14 protein-coding genes are annotated in these 17,078 nt (G+C 58.2%); 10 read left to right on the top strand and 4 right to left on the bottom strand.

Annotated elements, in window-relative coordinates; genetic code table 11:
* Nucleotides 1-134: 134 nt before the first annotated feature.
* From AC0L8G_RS00260 to AC0L8G_RS00250, 3 genes are read right to left on the bottom strand one after another with little or no spacing between them, the layout of a single operon-like run.
* Complete coding sequence (locus AC0L8G_RS00260) at nt 135-932, bottom strand: GDSL-type esterase/lipase family protein (RefSeq protein WP_473385991.1); 798 nt, start codon at nt 930-932, stop codon at nt 135-137.
* Between the two features lie 28 nt (nt 933-960).
* Entirely contained in the window at nt 961-1,725 is a 765-nt protein-coding gene (locus AC0L8G_RS00255) for a hypothetical protein (protein ID WP_473385990.1), read from the bottom strand.
* The gene (locus tag AC0L8G_RS00250; RefSeq protein ID WP_473385989.1) at nt 1,679-2,542 is read right to left on the bottom strand and encodes a serine hydrolase domain-containing protein; all 864 of its coding nucleotides are present in this window, start codon (nt 2,540-2,542) and stop codon (nt 1,679-1,681) included. The genes AC0L8G_RS00255 and AC0L8G_RS00250 overlap by 47 nt, the downstream gene beginning before the upstream one ends.
* Before the next feature lie 532 nt (nt 2,543-3,074).
* Here AC0L8G_RS00250 and AC0L8G_RS00245 point away from each other — a divergent pair.
* The 9 genes from AC0L8G_RS00245 to AC0L8G_RS00205 all read left to right on the top strand — a co-directional run bounded on the left by AC0L8G_RS00245 (nt 3,075) and on the right by AC0L8G_RS00205 (nt 14,924).
* The gene (locus AC0L8G_RS00245) at nt 3,075-5,243 is read left to right on the top strand and encodes a TonB-dependent siderophore receptor (protein WP_473385988.1); all 2,169 of its coding nucleotides are present in this window, start codon (nt 3,075-3,077) and stop codon (nt 5,241-5,243) included.
* Nucleotides 5,244-5,385: 142 nt separating this feature from the next.
* On the top strand, nt 5,386-7,944 hold the full coding sequence (gene acnA, locus AC0L8G_RS00240; RefSeq protein WP_473385987.1) for an aconitate hydratase AcnA: 2,559 nt from the start codon (nt 5,386-5,388) through the stop codon (nt 7,942-7,944).
* Between the two features lie 125 nt (nt 7,945-8,069).
* Nucleotides 8,070-9,914: an amidohydrolase gene (locus tag AC0L8G_RS00235; protein WP_473385986.1), complete on the top strand. Its 1,845-nt coding sequence runs from the start codon at nt 8,070-8,072 to the stop codon at nt 9,912-9,914.
* A gap of 104 nt (nt 9,915-10,018) precedes the next feature.
* Nucleotides 10,019-10,864 (top strand): M20/M25/M40 family metallo-hydrolase, encoded by an 846-nt coding sequence (locus tag AC0L8G_RS00230; RefSeq protein WP_473385985.1) that lies wholly within the window; start codon nt 10,019-10,021, stop codon nt 10,862-10,864.
* Entirely contained in the window at nt 10,825-11,481 is a 657-nt protein-coding gene (locus tag AC0L8G_RS00225; RefSeq protein WP_473385984.1) for a M20/M25/M40 family metallo-hydrolase, read from the top strand. Before AC0L8G_RS00230 ends, AC0L8G_RS00225 begins: the two co-directional genes overlap by 40 nt.
* Before the next feature lie 51 nt (nt 11,482-11,532).
* Entirely contained in the window at nt 11,533-12,648 is a 1,116-nt protein-coding gene (locus AC0L8G_RS00220; protein ID WP_473385983.1) for a PepSY-associated TM helix domain-containing protein, read from the top strand.
* A 2-nt stretch (nt 12,649-12,650) separates the two neighbouring features.
* On the top strand, nt 12,651-13,709 hold the full coding sequence (locus tag AC0L8G_RS00215; protein ID WP_473385982.1) for an ornithine cyclodeaminase: 1,059 nt from the start codon (nt 12,651-12,653) through the stop codon (nt 13,707-13,709).
* Nucleotides 13,710-13,851: 142 nt separating this feature from the next.
* Nucleotides 13,852-14,322 carry a hypothetical protein gene (locus AC0L8G_RS00210; RefSeq protein WP_473385981.1) on the top strand — a complete coding sequence of 157 codons (471 nt, stop codon included), beginning with the start codon at nt 13,852-13,854 and terminating at the stop codon, nt 14,320-14,322.
* Complete coding sequence (locus tag AC0L8G_RS00205) at nt 14,238-14,924, top strand: alpha/beta hydrolase family protein (RefSeq protein ID WP_473385980.1); 687 nt, start codon at nt 14,238-14,240, stop codon at nt 14,922-14,924. The genes AC0L8G_RS00210 and AC0L8G_RS00205 overlap by 85 nt, the downstream gene beginning before the upstream one ends.
* A gap of 19 nt (nt 14,925-14,943) precedes the next feature.
* On the opposite strand, the gene AC0L8G_RS00200 is transcribed toward AC0L8G_RS00205, so the two are convergent.
* On the bottom strand, nt 14,944-16,194 hold the full coding sequence (locus AC0L8G_RS00200; RefSeq protein WP_473385979.1) for an alpha/beta hydrolase: 1,251 nt from the start codon (nt 16,192-16,194) through the stop codon (nt 14,944-14,946).
* Nucleotides 16,195-16,726: 532 nt separating this feature from the next.
* Between AC0L8G_RS00200 and AC0L8G_RS00195 the strand changes: the two genes are divergently transcribed.
* Nucleotides 16,727-16,999: a hypothetical protein gene (locus AC0L8G_RS00195; protein ID WP_473385978.1), complete on the top strand. Its 273-nt coding sequence runs from the start codon at nt 16,727-16,729 to the stop codon at nt 16,997-16,999.
* Nucleotides 17,000-17,078: the final 79 nt, after the last annotated feature.

Below are 17,078 nucleotides of genomic sequence, written 5' to 3'. Positions count from 1 at the left end.
GCTCTTTGCTAACTGAATGAATAGGCACAGTCAGAACGGTACGCCGCTAGCCTGTCACATAGCTGACATTGATTATTAATAACGATCAGGAGGCGAACAGAAGAATCGGCAAGCGAGCGCTACATGCGCGTTCATCAATTGGCGGAGCCGGTATTTTCAAGACGATCATGAAGGACCGGAACCAATCTGTCCGTCATGGCGCGGTAGCCTTGTGCATTCACATGCAAATCATCGCTGGTATAGGCGGCGTTGAGATATCCCTTTTTCCCAAGAACCGCGTGATGATAATCGACAAAGCCAAGGCCGCGGGTGTTGGCGAAATCTTTTAGCCAGTGGTTCAGCGCGACAATCGTTTCCGGATCGCGGAAAACGCCAGCCTGTGTCGGGCCGACAGGGGGCAAAGCGCATAAGACCACGTCGATATTCCGCGCCTTGGCGATGTCCGCCATCGCTGTGATGTTGCGGGTCGCCCGGTCCAGCACTTGCTCGCGGATGGCTTCCGGCCTGCCGGCATAAGCGCGCAAATCATTTGTTCCGGCCAGCAGAACAACCACGCTGGGGCCCAGAGCGACAACGTCGCTTTCAAAGCGCAACAGCATCTGACTGCTGTTTTGACCGGGAATCCCGCGATTGACGAATTGATGCGCGTCTAGCGCCGGAAGTTGTTCTTGCGGCCAATGAAAAGTGATCGAATCGCCAAAAAGGACAATCAGGCGATCATTGTCGCCGCGCGCGATGAGCGCCTGATTTGCGGCGGCATAGCGATTGATGTCAGCAATATCGTCTTGCTGCATCATCCATTTGGCGGCGAAATCATGCAGGGAATACTCGCCGATCGGTTTTTGCGCCGGCGCTTGGGCGTGGGCCAGACAGGCGCGTCCTCCTGCAAGCATCAGGAGGAGGCTCAGCCAGATCAGGCGCCAAAAACGCATATCATCCTGCAATCGCCGCGTCGCGGCGCTACGCCATGACGCCAGTCAGTGTCGGCAATGATGTTTCGGCGCTGTTGAGATTGACGCTTCTGTCAATGGCGACGGCGTCGCCGTCAAACCGGCACAGCACCGTGTCGCGGAAAGCGGTTTCAACATAGTGCCAGGTCATTTCCAGCGTTTTGTCATCAAGCCAGCGCGCGCCGGCGACGACGCGCATGTCATCCATCTGATATTGGTGATGAAGGCGGTTGCCGGTCATGCTTGTCGGCTGTTCAACATATTCTTTGCGTCCGGCGGAGATTTTGTGCTCGCCCCGGGCGTCCGCAAGATGGAACTTGCAGACATCCTTGCCAAATTCAAAAGACACCCACTCTGCATCCTGATCATTTTCTGCAAGGGAGAAGCGATGCCCCGATATCCGGTGTTCGAGATCGGTATTGACGGCGCCGTTAAGAGCGGGGAGGAGGTTTGCGGATTTTGTTTTTTCCGATAGCGCCGCCGCTTGTTCGGATGCGGGCAGGGGAGCGGGGCCGAAGGCGGCCGGAAAATGCTTCCAAATATAAGGCTTGAGCTTGCTGCTGCCGTCTATCGCTGAGAACAGCGCGATGGTGGCGTTATGCTCGGGGAAGACGATGGCCATCTGCGTGAAAAGACCGAGCGCGAAATAGGATTTCCCCGGCCCGATCCACCACTGATAGCCATAGTCGCCTTCTTCTTCATCGCCGGACTGTTTAACCGTGGCTGATTCAATCCATTCGCGGGACAGAATCCGCTGCCCGTTCCACTCGCCCATCTGCGCATGCAGTGCGCCGAGTTTTAACAGAATCAGAGGTCGTCCAGCTAAGTCCGTTGCCGCCCGGATTGACGCCGCCGGGACTTAGATCCCAATGCAGGTTGTTGATGCCCAGCGGGTCCAGAAAGCGCGGGCGCAGATACTGTTCCATCGTCTGTCCCGTGACTTTTGAGACGATGGCCGAAAGCATGAAGCTTGCCGCGCTTGTATATTTGAAAAACGTGCCCGGCTGGTAAGGGGCGGGAATTTTGAAAAACTCAGTGACCCAACTTGTTTCAATCGGGCGCCAGAGCGAACCGGATGTTTCATGGGCATGTCCTGTTTGCATCGACAGGAGATTGCGCACGGTCATGGCTTTAATGTTGTCGCTCGCATCGGCGGGAACCTGATCTGGAAAGAAGGAAACAACCTTGTCGTCGAGGGAGAAAAGGCCTTCATCAAGCGCCAGCCCGACGCCGGTAACCGTGACGCTCTTGGTTAATGAATGCGTCATATGCATGCGCTCTGCACTGAACGGGCGCCAGAAGGCTTCCGCCAGAACCTGGCCGCTGCGCATCAGCATAAATCCGTGCAGCTCAAGGCCCGCGGCCTCAACATCGGCGAGGAAATTCAGGATCGATTCGGAGGACACGCCCTGACTTTCGGGCGTATTGCGGGGCAGGCCGTCGCTCCATGGGCCTTCCGGGCCGGGCTGGTGGGAGGGGGCGCTTGCATTGCCGCGGTCCCTGGACGGATCACACCCTTGAAGCAGGGCGTAGCCCGCGCCGCCCATCGTCAGGTAACCAAAACGCCGTCTGCTGAGAGAAAGATTTTTCACGCTGTATCCTTCAAGTTACACCGGGGCGAATTTTCGCGGGTGTGGTGTGAGTTTTCTGCTTTTAACAGCCCCAATCTTTCGTGTAACTGTCTCGCTTCTGGCGCGGGATATATTGCGGCGCCTTATGCAGCGTTGATTTCCAGCCTTGCAAATAGCCGCCAATAGACCCTGCCAAGCGGTGTGTGGTCTTCATTTTTTGGGTCAATGCACATGACAGCTTTGTGAAAGAATGATTGCCTAATGATTGCAACGTGCCGAGAGGCAACGCGTTGAATGACGACGTTTCTAGCATCGAAATGCACGCGCTGAATTTGCGGGCGAAAAAGCGAAGAAATCCGCCGGGCGTGAGGCGCGGCGGCGAAATTCAACTGCGCGTTGCGCAATCTCGTCGCCATGAGGGGCGTCTCTCGTTGTTGGGTAGCCGGCAAGGTTTTCCAGCCGCGGGTGCATGACCGATAAATATGCGGCGTGTCCAGGCATCTCCTTCGGAGACGTTGAGGGGCGGCGTTGGAAAAACGGAAGGGGATCTCCGATGAACTACGCTAAAGGGAAGTCTGTGCTTTTATGTTCTGCGAGCGCACTGTTGATGGTGGCCGCATTTCGGACTCCGGCATTGGCGCAAGACGCCGACAATGATGAGCGCGACTCCGACGAGCTGGTGCTCGACAATGTTGTCGTTACTGCTGACCGTCCGGACAGCTTCGGCGCCGACCTCGTGCAGGCGGGCAGCTTTCGCGGCGCGCGTCAGCTTGATACGCCGCTTACCGTCAGCGTCATTCCAGAAGAGCTGCTGAAATCCCAGCAAGCGGAAGGCCTGCTTGATGCGCTGCGCAATACGCCGGGCGTGACCAGTTCGCAGACCAGCACCACCGTCTACAACAATTTGGATATTCGCGGCATCGCCGTTGAAAACCGCACGAACTTCCGCCTGAACGGTTCATTGCCGATCGTCAACCTGATCGACCTGCCGCTTGAAAACAAGGCGCGCGTTGAAGCGCTCAAAGGCGCGTCTGCGATGTATTACGGCTTCACGCCGCCATCGGGCATCGTCAACCTGACGACCAAGCGCCCTGAAAAGGTCCTGTTCGGCAAGTTCTCCGCCAACAGCCATGGCGGTTATGGCGGCCATGTGGATATTGGCGACACATTCGGCGCGGTTGGCGCGCGGGTGAACGCCGCCTTCAATGATGTGGAGTCCGGCATCGACAATACGGACGGCAAGCGCAACTTCCAGTCGCTCGCGCTGCAATTCGACCCGAGCGATGCGCTGCAGTTCAATATCGATCTTGAGCACATCTACAAAAAAGTGACCGAGCCGACGATTGTTCAGCTCAGCACCAGCGCCACATCCCTGCCGGACCTCGTTGATCCGAAAACAAATCCGGGTGCGAATTATCTTTACGCCACGGCGGAAGAGTACAACGCGCTTGGACACATTTCCTACGACATCAATGATCAGTGGAACTTCACGGTCGCTGGCGGCGTTTCGCGATTGACGAGAGACCGGCGCTTCACGCGGCTCTCAAACTTTGACTCCGATACCGGCATCGGCAAGCTGACGCTCTCCGGCGCCAATGGCCAGATCTACCGCAACTATTACTACAAAGCGGAAGTCGCCGGCACCTTCGCGACAGGTCCGGTCGTGCATGAATTGCTCACCGGCGTATCGCAGACCAAACGCCGGCAGTTTTCTCCGCGCTCCACAGGCCTGAGCGGTGATGATTGCACCACGATCGGTCTCGCCGCGGATTGCTTGCAGAGCTATTATGATCCGATCGAGCTGGGCGATCTGGTGGGCTTCGATCCTAGCCGTCCATATGAAGCGGCGCGCGATACGTTGATCGACGATCTTGGCGTTTATGCTTTCGACCGCATGTCGTTTGGCGGCGAAGACGGCGACCTGATCAGCATCTTGGTCGGCGGCCGCAAATCCTTTTACGAGGTCAGCAACAAAGCCACAGGCCCGACCTTTGAAGACAACCCGTTTTCATTTTCCGGCGGGCTTGTCATCAAACCGCGCGAGTGGCTGAGCTTTTACGGCACCTATATTGAGGGCCTTGAATCATCACCGCAGCCGCCGCAAGCCGCCGCGAATTTCGGCGAAACAATTCCGGCCAGCAAGAGTAGCCAATATGAAGGCGGCGTGAAGGCGCAGCTTACGGACCGGTTGCTGCTTACGGCTGCGTATTTCGATATCGAACGCCAGCTCACCTATTTGAATGCGAGCAATGTGTTCGTCAAAGACGGTAAGGCGAAATATTCCGGCGTTGAACTCAGCCTCACCGGCGAAGTGAACGAAAATCTCTCGATTTACGCGACCGGCTTGTTCCTCTCTGCAAAACAGGGCGAGACAGCCAACCCGGCATTGATCGGGAACCGCATCGAAAACACCGCGAAAAAGAACTTCTCCTTGTTCGCGGAATATTCCTTCGATGAAATCATTCCGGGCCTCGCCTTGAATGGCGGCGTCTACTATGTGGGCGACCGCGCGATCAATCCGCAGAACACATTGTTCATTCCGGAATATACGACGTTTGATATTGGCGGGTCCTACACTGCCGATGTCGCCGGCAATGAACTCACCTTCCGCGTCAACGCCGTCAATGTCACCGGCAAGCGCTATTTCTCCTCAACCGCTGGCAACTATATCGCCCGCAATGCGCCGCCGACAGTGAAGTTCTCTATCTCGGCTGACCTCTAGACGGCGGAGCGTTTCACCGGCTGTCCCCGCATGGATCGCTGGTGACCATAAATAGCTGGGGCGAGCTTTCGGGCTCGCCCCTTTTTTTAAAGAGAGGGCGCAGGACGCGCCACGAAAACGAAGAAGTGGGTGGTTCCGCTAGATGAGTGAAACGTTTGAGGCCCGGCAGGTGGATCTGCAAAATGTTGCGGGCGGCAAGCTGGAGAAAATGCCATGGGTTCATCGCATTTTCCTCGAAAACCTTTCCCGCCATGCAGGCAAAGACCCCGATGCGGCGCGGGCGCTGCAATTATGGATGGGCGAGGGGCGCACCGATATTGAGGCGCCGTTTTATCCGTATCGCATCATGATGCATGACACGACCTGCGGGCCCGCGCTGGCTGACCTGGCGGCGATGCGCTCTGCCCTTGCGGAAGCCGGCGTCGATCCGCGCCGCATCAATCCGGTGTTGCGCATTGATGTTTCGACCGACCATTCCCTAGCCGTTGATGTCAACGGCGTGGAGGACGCCGCCGCACGCAATATGGCGGCTGAGATGCGCCGTAATGCTGAGCGCTACCGGTTCATGAAATGGGCGGCGCAGCGTTTTGACAATCTCCATTTGCACCCGCCGGGCACGGGCATCATGCACACGATCAATATCGAACAACTGGCGAGCGTAATCGCGGAGCAACAGCGCGACAGCGAGCGCTGGAGATTTCCGGAAACGCTGATCGGCACGGACAGTCATACGCCGATGGTGAACGGACTTGGGGTGCTGGCATGGGGCGTCGGCGGGCTTGAGGCGGAAAGCGTGATGCTCGGTGAGCCGGTGATGCAACGCCTGCCTTCGGTGGTCGGCGTGCGCTTGACCGGCGCAATGCCGGCGAATGTTTTCGCGACGGATTTGGCGATGGCGGTGACGCATTTGCTGCGCCAGCATCCGGTGAATGGCCGGTTTGTGGAATTTTTCGGGCCGGGCGTTGAGACCTTGAGCGCAGGCGACCGCTGCGTCGTGGCGAATATGGCGCCGGAATTTGGCGGCGCGAGCGGCTATTTTCCTGTTGATGATCAAACGCTGGCCTATCTGAAAGCGACTGGCAGAACGGCGGAGCACCTTCGCGACATTGAAACGTATTTCCGGGCGCAAGGATTGTGGGGCGATCCTGACGCCGTGCCGGATTATGCGGATGTGATTGAACTGGATATGGACACGCTTGAACCGGCGCTGTCCGGCCCGCACCGGCCGCAGGATTTGCGCAGTCTCGCAACGGCGCGCCAGCATGTGGCGACGGCGAAAACGCCCAAACAGCAGGGCGCGCCAGACATGCCGGTGGCGATTGCGGCGATCACCAGTTGCACCAACACGTCCGATCCGCGCTTGTTGATCGCGGCGGGGTTGATGGCGCGCAAAGCGCGGGAATTCGGATTGACGCCGCCGGCATGGGTCAAAACCAGCCTCGCGCCCGGATCGCCGGCGGCCAGGCGGTATTTGCAACGGGCGGGATTGCTCGATGATCTTGAAGCGGTTGGCTTTGCGATTGTCGGCTTTGGCTGCACCACCTGTATCGGAAATTCCGGGCCGCTGACGCCCGCGATGAATGAGTTGTTGCGGTCCGGTTCTGTGTCGCCGGTTGCGGTGCTGTCGGGCAACCGGAATTTTCCGGGCCGCGTGCATGGGCAGGTTACGGATTCATTTCTGGCGTCGCCGCCTTTGGTGGTCGCCTATGCGCTGTCGGGCGATTTTTCAATCGATCTCACCTCCTCGCCGCTCGGCATGTCGAAACATGGCGAACCGGTTTTCCTGAGCGATGTGCAGCCGAGCCAGCATGAAATCGATTCTGTTCTCTATGCTGCGACCTGCCGGGATGATTATGGCGAGGCCTTTCGAGAGGCGGCGGCGAGCGAAGATTGGGCGCAGCTAACGGCGCCGGATACGGATGTTTTTCCATGGGACCCTGCGTCGACCTATATTCGTAGGCCGTCCTTTGCTGATGCGAAGACAACAACGCGGCTCGGGCGCTATTCCGCCTATCCATTGCTGGTGTTGGGAGACGACATCACGACCGATCATATCTCTCCGGCTGGCGCGGTGCCGAAAGACAGCGATGCTGCGCGCTACCTGGTTGAGCATGGTGAAGATCGCGACGACCTCAATGTTTATTCCGCCCGGCGCGCAAACTGGGAAGTGATGTTGCGCGGCCTGTTTACAAACCCGTCTGCGCGCAATTTGCTGGCGGATGATATTGCGGCGGGCCAGACAATACACATCCCCTCCGGCGAGCAGCTTCCGATCTGGAAAGCCGCGGCGCGGTACGATCGGGACAAGGCGCCGGTGGTCATCGTCGCGGGCGAAAAATACGGCATGGGTTCGTCCCGGGACTGGGCCGCTAAGGGCGCGCATCTTCTTGGCGTGCGTGCCGTGCTCGCCAACAGTTTCGAACGCATTCATCGGTCGAATTTGATCAATATGGGCGTGTTGCCGCTGCAAATGCCAAAAGACATGACGCCGACTTCCTTGGCCCTGGCGCCCGGAGACCGGCTCGAAATCAATGCGGCGGCGGAATATCTGGCGCCCGGATCGCGGGTGTCGATTGTGGTGTTCCGTAAAATTGGCGGCACAACACGCCTAACGGCCCACGCGGCGGTTGAAACGCAGTCAGAGATCGAAACATTACAGTGCGGCGGGTTGTTGCCGCGCATCCTGCGGCGGTACATGTGAGGCGTGACTGGGATAGCGGCGACGGAGCGGGACCTATGTCAGTATCCTGTCAGTCTGCCGGCGTAGACTTGCGCCTAAGCACAAAGATCAAAGCGCTTATCAGGGCGCGACGGAAAGGGTTGGGCATGAATTTAGGCAAGCGTGGACAGGCAACGATATTGGCGGCGTTTTTCAGCGCCATCGCATTCAACGCCAATGCCGGAGCTTTTGCGAATTCGAAAGCCGATCTGATTTTGCATGACGGCGTGATCTGGACGGTCGATCCTGATCAGCCGGAGGCGCAGGCTGTTGCGATCAAAGACAATCGCATTGTCAAAGTTGGCAGCGACGCGGAAGTCCTGAAGCTGAAGGGCCGCAAAACCAAGCTGATCGATCTCGACGGCAAAATGGCGTTGCCCGGATTTATCGATGCGCATACGCATCTCGAAAATGCGATCAATGCATTTTTTGAACTGCGCCTGAACTCCGTCACAGATGAAGCCGTGTTGATGTCGCTCATCGCGGAGCGCGCCGAGCGCATTCCTGATATTTACTGGATCACCGGCGGGGACTGGTCGGCGTCCGCCGGGTGGAAGGCCGAAAAGGCGGGGCAAATCGTCTACACGCCCTATGCGCCGCCGGTGAAGAAAGATGGAACGCCGGTCAGTTTCTCACCCTCGCTTGAGGCGGTTGACGCGCTGACGCCAAGCCAGCCTGTGCTGTTGCGGCGCTATGACGGCGCCTCTTTCATCAATTCCTATGGCTTGTCGCTTTTGCATATCGATGAGACCACGCCTGATCCGGCGGGCGGGCATTATGAGCATGATCCGAAGACCGGCAAACTGACCGGCATGCTCTACGGCACCGCCAGCGAGCGCGCATGGAAAGCACTGCCGCCGCGATCGCGTCCGCAGACCTTGCTCGGTGCGCGGGCGATGATGAAAGAACTCAACGCCGTCGGCCTGACCGGCATTCATGAAATCGCGCTGGTGCCGGAAATTTCCGAGCAACAAAGTTTTACGACCCATGCAGAGCGTTCCATGACGGATATCAGCATCATTACGGATTTGCGCGAGGAGGGCGATCTGACCCTGCGCGTGTATCCGATCCTGACAGCGAAGGTCTGGGACTCGCTTGCGGATTTTGGGCTGACGCCGGGCAGCGGCGATGAAATGATCAGCTATGGCGCCGTGAAGCTCTTTATTGACGGCTTCTTGATGTCTCGCGAACATCGCAATGCGCCCGGTTATTACGGCTCGCTGAGTTTCCGGAACAAAGACGCCGAGGAATTGCGGCAGGAAACTCTTGGCGCGAGCGCGGCGGGTTGGGACATGGTCACGCATCTGACAGGCGATAAAGCGCACGCCATGGCGCTCGACTGGTATGAAGAAGCTTTCGCACAAACCGGCATTGGCGACCGCCGCTTCCGGCTTTTGCACGCCTGGTATCCGCAAATGGCGGAAATCAAGCGAGGCGGAAAGCTGCGCATGGTCGGCGATGTTACGCCCTATCATTTGATCCGGGAAATTCCGTCCATTCCGAAAAAGCTGTACCCGGATCAGTTGGACGGCGCGTTCGCCTGGCAGACGATGATACGCGAAGGCTGGCGGATCAACATCGTTTCTGACTGGCCGGGAAGTTATGACGGCAACCATCATGCGCCGGTTGATCCGCTGGAGAATATGTATCTCGCCGTAACGCGGATGGATTTCGATGGCGAGCCCGCAGGCGGCTGGCGCCTCGACGAAGCGCTGACGATTGATCAGGCGATTGAAGCCTACACTATCAACCCCGCCTGGTCGTCACACGAAGAAGACATCAAAGGCTCAATCACCGCCGGCAAGCTTGCGGATATTGTCGTCCTGTCGAAAAACATCCGGGAGATCCCGCCACAGGAGCTGCTCAACACGCGCGTGTTGATGACGGTGTTTAACGGCGATGTCATTTATGAAGCGCCGGCGGACGCGGCTTCGCCATCACCGCGCCACTAAGAGAGCGCGCGCCGGAATGACAGGCGAGTGAAAGTCTTTCCGCCTAATATGCGGACAATCACGCTGCACCTGTTTGCGGCAGGACGGAATGCGAGGGGCGAGAAATGACGCGCAAGCGAACCAATGACTCCGCAAACGCGCATGCCGGTCGTGCTGGCGCCAAATGGCGGCGTATCGCAGCGGGTTTTTCGATCGCCGTTTTGTGTTTCGGCCAGCCTGCATCCGCGTCAGACGCTGGCGAACAGCAATTCCGGGACATCTATAAAGAGCTGGTGGAGACAGACACGAGCCTCTCCAGCGGCAGTTGCACCAAGGCCGCCCAGAACATTGCCGCACGGTTGCTTTCCGCCGGCTATCCGCAAGAGAATGTGCGCCTCGTCATTCCTGAAAATTTTCCGCGGCAAGGCAATCTCGTCGTTGAGGTGCCGGGAAAGGATGCCTCGCGCGCGGCTGTGTTGTTTCTTGCGCATATCGACGTAGTGGAAGCAAAGCCCTCTGACTGGCTGCGCGATCCGTTTACGCTGATCGAAGAGGGCGGATATTTTTATGCGCGCGGCGCCGTCGATGACAAAGCGATGGCTGCATCTTATGTGGACACGCTTGTGCGCTTCGCGCAGGAAGGCTTTACGCCAAACCGGACGATCAAATTTGCGTTCACTTGCGGCGAGGAAACCGATTCGGTTTTCAACGGACTGACTTATATTCTCGAAAATCATCGCGAGCTTGTGTCCGCCGCTTTCGCAATCAATGAAGGCGGGAAGGGTTTGCTGGGCGAAGATGGCGCATATAAATTATTCGGGATTGAGGCGGGCCAGAAAATCTACCAGGATTTCACGCTGACCACGACTGCGCCGGGGGGCACAGCGCGCGGCCGGTGGCGGGCAACGCCATTGGAAGGCTCTCCCGCGCATTGGAGCGGATCGACGCCTTCACTTTTCCGGTCGATCTGATTGATGTGAGCCGGACGTTTTTCGGACGTTCCGCAGATATTTATGAAGGGCAGACGCGCAAGGATATGGCGGCGATCGGCGCCGGGCGCGCGGGCAAGGGCGCCTTCAAGCGGATCAGCGATGAGGTTCCGGTCTGGAACGCCATGTTGCGCACCACCTGCATTCCGACCTTGGTGGAAGGCGGGCACGCAGAAAACGCGCAACCGCAACACGCGCAAGCGAATGTAAATTGCCGCATTCTTCCCGGCCAATCGGTTGCGTCCGTGCAGGCCACATTGGCGTCGGTGATCAACGACCCGCAAGTGGAGATTACGCTGGCGGCGGAGCCGGGTCCGGTCTCCGCGCCGCCGCCTTTGACGCCGGAACTGATGGAGCCGATTGATCATATCGCCGGAAAGTTGTGGCCAGGCGTGCCGGTGATACCGAGCTTGAGCACCGGCGCGACGGATGGACGTTTTCTGATTGCTGCGGGTATTCCAACCTATGGCGTTTCCGGAATGTTTGTTGATCCTGACGGAAATGGCGTGCACGGGCTGAATGAGCGCATTCGGGTTCGTTCATTGCTGGAGGGGCGCGCCTTTTTGTACGAACTCATTAAAACCTATGCATCCGAATAAACATAAAGCGCGAGCAAAGCGTCGCTGCTTTGCAGGACTGGAAACCTCCGCATGAAAGCCAAGCAGGTTTTGTTGCTCGCGCATCGGTGGGTGGGGTTGTCGCTGGCGTTGTTGCTCTTGTTGCAGGGCGCGACCGGGGCGGCGCTGGTGTTTCGCGATGAGATCGACCGGTTGATCCATCGGGAGTTGAATGTCGCGCCGCAGGAACATCGCGCATCGGTGCAGGAAATCGTCGATACGGCGCGGGCGGCGCGTCCGGATGCAAGATTGAACCGGCTGGAGTTTCCAAAAGACAAGCGCGGCGCGGTGATTTTTCATCTGGCCGAAGCAAACGGGCATGGGCCCTATCTCATCGCGATCAACCCTTACACCAGTGAGATCGTGCGGATGGGCGGGTTCGGCGCCTGGCCGAGCGAATGGCTCTTCCATCTGCATGATACGTTGCTGATCGGAAGAACCGGCGAAATCATTCTCGGTATTGAAGGCGTATTGCTGATCTTCATCGCGGGCAGCGGGGTTTATATCTGGTGGCCGGGCCTCTTGCGCTGGCGCAACGGATTTCGCGTTCATCTGAAAGCCGGTCCTGACCGCGCCATACGAACATTGCATCGCACCAGCGGTGCGGTGCTTGCCCTCGTCATTCTTTGCTGCGCGGCGACGGGTGTGTTGATGATCTTCAAGGCGGAAGTGACGCCGGTGGTCTCGCTGCTGGGATATACGCCAAAACCCTCGGCGAAGATTGCCGTTGAGCCATCCGCCGCCCGCATCTCTATAGATCAGCTTATCAGCAAAGCCCGGCGCGACTATGGCGACAGCGCATTGCGGGAGGTGCGTTTCAAGGGCGAAGCCGGCCAGACCGTGCTGGTTTATCTGCGCGAGGAAAAAAGCCTTCGCGAGAACGCAACCAGACAGATTTCCTACAACGCCTATACGGGCGATGAAATCGGCGCCTATGTGCCTTCCGCATTGCCGGTTGGAAATGGTTTTTTTGACTGGCTCTACCCGGTGCATACCGGTCGCGGCGCGGGCGTTCTTGGCCGCTTGCTCGTCTTGGGCGGCGGGTTGGGCCTTGTATTTTTCAGCATTAGCGGCGTGTGGCTGTGGCTTTCGCGCCGCGCACGCCAGGCGCAGGGGCGCCGTAGCCGCAATAAAGGCGCGACGGAGTAATCATGAGTTCTGCATCCATTTCGCCGGCGCAAGCCGCGCAACCGAATCAACGATTCGTGCCCTATGTCAGTGTAGAGAATATGCTGGCCATCATTCGCGACATGTCTGTTGAAACCTTCATCTGCGAGCTTGCCGCCTATATCGAAGCGGATTTCAGACGCTGGGCCGAGTTTGACAAATGCGCGCGGGTAGCGTCGCATTCGCCCCATGGCGTCATCGAACTAATGCCGGCGAGCGACAGCGAATTATACAGCTATAAATATGTGAACGGTCATCCTCAGAACGCCGAGTCGGGCCTTCAAACCGTCGCCGCCTTTGGCGTCCTGGCGTCGGTGGAGACCGGCTATCCGTTGATGGTGTCGGAAATGACCTTGTTGACCGCATTGCGCACGGCGGCGATGTCCGCTCTGGCGGCGAGGCATCTGGCGCGGAAAACGTCGCGCGTCATGGCGCTGATCGGCAATGGCGCGCAGTCGGAGTTTCAGGCGCTTGCGTTCAAGGCGATGCTGGGCGTTGAGGAAGTGCGCCTTTATGATTGCGACCCCGAGCCAACGCAGAAATGCATGCGCAATCTTGAAGGATCTGGCCTTCGCGTCATCCGTTGCGATAGCGTGGATGGCGCGGTCGAGGGTGCCGACATCATCACGACGGCGACCGCAGACAAGCGGTTGGCGACGATCCTGACCGACAATCATGTGGGCGCCGGCGTGCATATAAATGCGATTGGCGGCGACTGTCCGGGCAAGACCGAATTGCATAAAGACATTTTGATGCGTGCATCCATCTTCGTCGAATACGAACCCCAGACACGAGTTGAAGGCGAGATCCAACAGCTCGCGCCGGATCATCCGGTGACCAGCCTCGCCGATGTGATCAGCGGCGCGGCGCCGGGGCGCGCCGGCGACACGCAGATCACCCTGTTCGACAGTGTTGGTTTCGGCGTCGAGGATTTTTCCGCGTTGCGATATATCCGCGACCTGTCTTTGCGGATGCGGCAATTTCAATATCTCGATATGCTCGCATCGCCCGCCGATACGCGTGATCTCTTCGGCATGATTTGAACGCCGGCGGCGCGACGTCGCTTCCGCCGGCGCGGGGCGAAGCGGGCGACAGGCGCGTGACAGAAAACGCGCATAGCGTTCCGGATCGGCAAATCGGGGCTAAGACTCCGGTTTTAATAGACAATAATGTGGTGGGGTGGTCATGCAGCAAGTTAGAACTTCGCGTTTTGGACGCAGCGTCGCAATATGCGCGGGCCTTGCAGCGTTTATCGGCGTAAATATAGCGCCCGCCTTAGCCCAAAATGGCGCCCATGCGCCAAATGCGTTCGGTCGGACGGACGACCAACGCGAAGGCGCGCTCGACAGTTACGACAATACAACCACGAATGATGTGCTGGCTTTGGTCAAGCTTCTGCAACAGGAAGTTTACATCAACCAGCAAAAATCCACGATGCTTGAATTCCGTCTTGCTTATGGCGATCGCATCGACCTCAAATCAGTATTCTATCCATCCGGCTCTGAATTGATTCCGGGACACATCTTCACGCCCAAGGCGGCGCAACCGAACAAAAAAACGCCGCCATCGTCATGGTGCATGGCGGCTTTCATCAAAGCTTCGACAACACCTGGTTCGGTCTCGTCGATCTGCTGGTCAGTGATGGCTATGTGGTGATGTTTCCCGAATATCGCGGCAGCAAGGGATACGGTTCGGCGATTTACCAGAACGACTATGGCACGACAGACACCGCAGATGTCATCGCCGCAGGCGAGTATCTAAAATCGCTGCCGAATATTGATGATGGGCGGATCGGCATCATCGGCCAAAGCCGCGGCGGCATGGTGACATTGCTGGCGATTGAGCGCGCGCCGAAACTGTTCAAGGCGGCGATCGATATTGTCGGGCTGACGGATTTCGTCGCCTATATGTCATATAAGCCAGCCTATCGGCGGCTGGAGATTGCGGAGAGCAATGCGGGCTTTGGCGGGAAATTGCCAAATGAAAACCTGCCCGCTTACATCAAAGCCTCGCCGATAAACTTTGTCGACGACATCAAGGCGCCGCTCCTGGTGCTGGCGACAACCGGCGACAAAATCGTGCCGGTCTCCTTGCATACCGGTCGGTTGATCGACGCGCTTGAGGCCAAGGGAAAGGTCTATGAAGCGAAGATTTATGAGAACGCGCCGGGCGGTCACGGCTTTATGCGGGCGGAAAGCAAGGAGCGCGATGACGCCAACAAACGCATCAAGGCGTGGTTTGCGCGCCATCTGAAATAGCGGTTTGTCTCTGCGCCCCCTATGGCGTCGCAGCGAGGAATTGATCAATCGCAGTGATGAAGGCCTTCGATGCGGGTTCCCGGCCAAGAAGCAAATGATTATCGCTGTCGAGGCCGATAAATTGCGCATTCGGTATTTTCGCCGCGAGATCTGTACCGGTCTTTACCGGTATCCTTTTGTCGCCATTGCTGTGCAGAACAAGCGTCGGAACAGTAAGTGATGAAAGCCTGTCGCGAACGTCTATTTCGGCGAAGGCGCGCAGAAACCGGACAGCATTTTGCGGCGATGTCGTGCGGCGCTGAAACGCGTCAAACCAGGACAGTTCGTCGGCGGTCGCTGACGGCATGAAGGTTTGCGAAAAAATATGCCGGTAAGAAGGGTCATCGCGCCCCCAGCCTGCTTCCGTCAGCACCATGACGGCTTCCCGCTCCCGCGCCTCTTCTTCGCTGGCGTAGTGGCGCCAGCCGGCGGCGTAGCCGCCGAAAAGAATAAGATGGGTCACTCGTTCAGGGTGACGGGCGGCGTATTCAATCGATACGGATGCGCCCTGCGAAATGCCAAGCAACGGAAATTTTTCGAGCCCGGCCGCATCGACGACCGCCTCAAGGTCAGTGACGAATGTGTCGAAACTGATCTCGGGCACGCTCCAGTCTGACAAGCCACAACCGCGTTCGTCATAGCGCACAAGACAACGCTCCTGCGCCAATGCGCGAAAGAGCGGGCTCCAGATTGGCGCCTCCCAGTCCAGTTCCAGATGGGTCAGCCAGTTGGCCGCTTTCACCAGCGGCGGTTTTTCGCGATTCGCGCCGACCTTTGACCAGGCGAGCGATGTTCCATCGGAGGCTTTGCAAAACCGGACAACCTGTTGCGCCTGCAATTCGACGATGTCGTTGGCGGTCATGTTTGACGGTGCGGCGGCGTTTGTCTCCTTTGCCGCGGCGTCCTTTTCACCGGTGGGCGAAAGGCGCTCTACCGCCGGTAAAAACCGGTATCCACGTCCATGGGCGGTTTCAATGAAACGCGGCGTGCGCGCGGGATCGGAAATTGCGCGGCGCAATTCCTTCATGGCGGTCGCCAGAACGGAGTCCGAAACAGCAAGGCCGTCCCACACTTCTTCGATCAACTCGTCTTTCGACCAGAGTTTCTCCGGCCGGGTCATGAGCGCCACCAGCAACTGATAGGGGCGTTTGCTGATGCGCACAGGCGCGCCGTCAAGCCAGACGCGGCCTTGATCCAAGTCGAGTTCCAGCGGCGGCGCCGAGAGGCGCATAGGAGGTTTTCCGTGATTTTCGCTTTGATTCACGACTGTCTGCCTTTCGGGACAGCGGCGAGGGCAGCTCATAAGTCCCTCATAATAGCTATACCACACGCTTTCTCCAGTGGGCCAACCCTTACCTTTGGCAGGGGGCGGGAAGGGCGCGCGCGAGCCTTTATGCGGCGCGCGGCGGTTCCACGCTGTTCCAGAAAGAAATCATCATTTTCTCAAGATTTTCGAGACTGAAGGGCGCATCTCGCGGCCCGTCGACGCCCCTCATCGCACGAAGAAAAAAGCGCTCCCGGCGGGCAACCGCCGGAGAGAGCTGCCAACGGGCGAAGTGCAGGGGCGCCGACGGAAAGAAAAGGAGAATGAACATGCACAATTCAGGAGAGCAAGCGATCGAATTCTTCGTGTTTTCGATTGCGGTCGTCCTCGTCGCCCTGTGCGTCGGGCTGATCATCTGAAGGGTCCGTGCGGCCGCGGCGCCAGTGCAAAGGCGCTGCGGCTCATCGGAAAACACATACATTTAAAGGAAACCACTATCATGACACGTCTATCACCGCGCGCGCCGCTTGCCGCCGCGCTTTTTACGGCCGCCCTGTTCGGAACCTGCGCAGCAGCGGAGGAGGGATTTGTTTTCCCCGCGCAAAGCCAGGCGAGCACCTCGGTGCAAGAAGAAGACAGTACATCCTGCCGGCCCTTTGGACCGCGCTTTTCCCAGCGCATGCAACGCTACCAGCTCTGCATCGCCAATAATCAGCGCAAGGCGCTGGCGCAAAAAGATTGGCGCCAGCAAGCCGGTTACCAGTCAAAATAAGAGCCGGCATTCGTAACGATGGCGGCGTGCGACAAGTAGTTGGGGGACACGCGCCATTCGACAGCTGCGGCGGTCCAGC

It is taken from the genome of Hyphococcus sp. D3-15, assembly GCF_055809375.1.
The sequence above is the reverse complement of the archived record's forward strand: the minus strand, read 5'-3'. Positions and strand labels throughout refer to the sequence as shown.

Excerpts from the sequence above, each read along its gene's own strand:
- AC0L8G_RS00215 (WP_473385982.1), top strand. The coding sequence starts at position 12,651 with ATGAGTTCTGCATCCATTTCGCCGGCGCAAGCCGCGCAACCGAATCAA.
- AC0L8G_RS00200 (WP_473385979.1), bottom strand. The coding sequence starts at position 16,194 with ATGCGCCTCTCGGCGCCGCCGCTGGAACTCGACTTGGATCAAGGCCGC.
- AC0L8G_RS00210 (WP_473385981.1), top strand. The coding sequence starts at position 13,852 with ATGCAGCAAGTTAGAACTTCGCGTTTTGGACGCAGCGTCGCAATATGC.
- AC0L8G_RS00230 (WP_473385985.1), top strand. The coding sequence starts at position 10,019 with ATGACGCGCAAGCGAACCAATGACTCCGCAAACGCGCATGCCGGTCGT.
- AC0L8G_RS00205 (WP_473385980.1), top strand. The coding sequence starts at position 14,238 with ATGGTGCATGGCGGCTTTCATCAAAGCTTCGACAACACCTGGTTCGGT.
- AC0L8G_RS00195 (WP_473385978.1), top strand. The coding sequence starts at position 16,727 with ATGACACGTCTATCACCGCGCGCGCCGCTTGCCGCCGCGCTTTTTACG.
- AC0L8G_RS00235 (WP_473385986.1), top strand. The coding sequence starts at position 8,070 with ATGAATTTAGGCAAGCGTGGACAGGCAACGATATTGGCGGCGTTTTTC.
- AC0L8G_RS00255 (WP_473385990.1), bottom strand. The coding sequence starts at position 1,725 with ATGGGCGAGTGGAACGGGCAGCGGATTCTGTCCCGCGAATGGATTGAA.
- acnA (WP_473385987.1), top strand. The coding sequence starts at position 5,386 with ATGAGTGAAACGTTTGAGGCCCGGCAGGTGGATCTGCAAAATGTTGCG.
- AC0L8G_RS00220 (WP_473385983.1), top strand. The coding sequence starts at position 11,533 with ATGAAAGCCAAGCAGGTTTTGTTGCTCGCGCATCGGTGGGTGGGGTTG.
- AC0L8G_RS00245 (WP_473385988.1), top strand. The coding sequence starts at position 3,075 with ATGAACTACGCTAAAGGGAAGTCTGTGCTTTTATGTTCTGCGAGCGCA.
- AC0L8G_RS00260 (WP_473385991.1), bottom strand. The coding sequence starts at position 932 with ATGCGTTTTTGGCGCCTGATCTGGCTGAGCCTCCTCCTGATGCTTGCA.